1 protein-coding gene and 1 pseudogene are annotated in these 1218 nt (G+C 63.9%); both read right to left on the bottom strand.

Going from position 1 to position 1218, the window contains the following annotated elements; genetic code table 11:
* Window positions 1-661 (bottom strand): carbohydrate ABC transporter permease (locus HP499_RS24405; RefSeq protein ID WP_172326597.1); only part of this gene is annotated, 661 nt, incomplete at its 3' end.
* 56 nt (window positions 662-717) lie between these two features.
* Window positions 718-1218: pseudogene (locus HP499_RS24400) on the bottom strand (extracellular solute-binding protein); the annotation flags it as partial.

Below are 1218 nucleotides of genomic sequence, written 5' to 3'. Positions count from 1 at the left end.
CCCCGTCCACCCGGGCGGCTTCCAGGATCTCCCGGGGGACGGCCTGGAGCGCAGTGAAGAGCACAATCACGTTGTAACCCGTCCACTCCCAGACGGCGATGTTCACAATGGACGGCAGGATCAGTTGGTTGTCCAGGAAGTTCAGCGAGATCCCGCCGGCTTCCAGGACCGAGACGATCGGGCTCACGCCGGGCGTGTAGAGATAAGCCCAGATCAACGCGGCAATGACCCCGGGAACTGCGTGGGGGAGGAAGACGAGCAACTGGAACAGTTTCCTGGCCCGCGCCACGGCAGCGTCCAGCAGGAGCGCAAACGCCAGGGCGCCGCCCACCATGCAGGGGATGTAGAGCAGGCAGTACAGGGCGAGGCGTCCGATGCCGCCCACGAAGCTCTCGGATTCCAGGACCTGGACATAGTTTTCCAGGCCCACGAACGCGGTCTTGGCCTCACCGAAGCCGAGTCCGGACTTCTGCTGGGCGAAGAAGCTCAGCACTATTGCATAGACCACCGGTGCCACCATGGCGAGGGCAAAAACTGCAAAGAAGGGGGTCAGGAACAGTGCGGCTGTCCGGCCACCTGTTCCGGACATGGCGCGGGTTTTGCGGGGTTCGACTGCAGTGGCTTGCGTGGGTGAAGTGGATGCTGCGGCTTGGGTAGCCATGATGTTTCTCCTCGCTGGCAGGGCGGCCCTTTGTTGAGCCGCCCCACCGTGCGGGCCTACTCCTTGACGGAGAGGCCGTTCTGCTTGAGTCCGGCCACGGTTGCGTCCTGGGCGGTATCGACGGCGTCCAGCACCTTGCCGCCGCTGGTCAGCGTGCCGTAGGCGTCCTTGAGCGCGGTGTTGGTGATGTCCCAGTTGGGACCCCACTGCCAGCCCGGGGTGATGGTGCCGTAGGCCTTGTTGAAGACCTCATAGATGTCGTTGCCGAAGTAGCTGGCGTCAAAGGCCTTTTGCGCCACCGGGGTCAAGCCAGGGAAGGCAAGGAAGGCGGAGCCGGTATTGCCGCGGGCAGTGATGGCCTCTTTGCTGGTGGCCAGGTACTCGATGAACTTCGCAGCTGCGGCCGGATTCTTGCTGCTCTTGGTGATGTTGAAGCTGGATCCGCCGTAGAACGCGTCGGCCGGGGTGCCCCAGTTCGGTACTTCTGCGGCGATCCACTGCCCCTTCTGACCGCTGGCCTCGGTCCGCTTCTGGATACCGGTGGCGCTCCAGTTGGC

Origin of the sequence: Paenarthrobacter sp. CM16, from assembly GCF_013179505.1 — a bacterium.
Taxonomy (GTDB): domain Bacteria; phylum Actinomycetota; class Actinomycetes; order Actinomycetales; family Micrococcaceae; genus Arthrobacter.
Note: the sequence above shows the minus strand (reverse complement) of the source record. Positions and strands in the feature narration are given on the sequence as shown.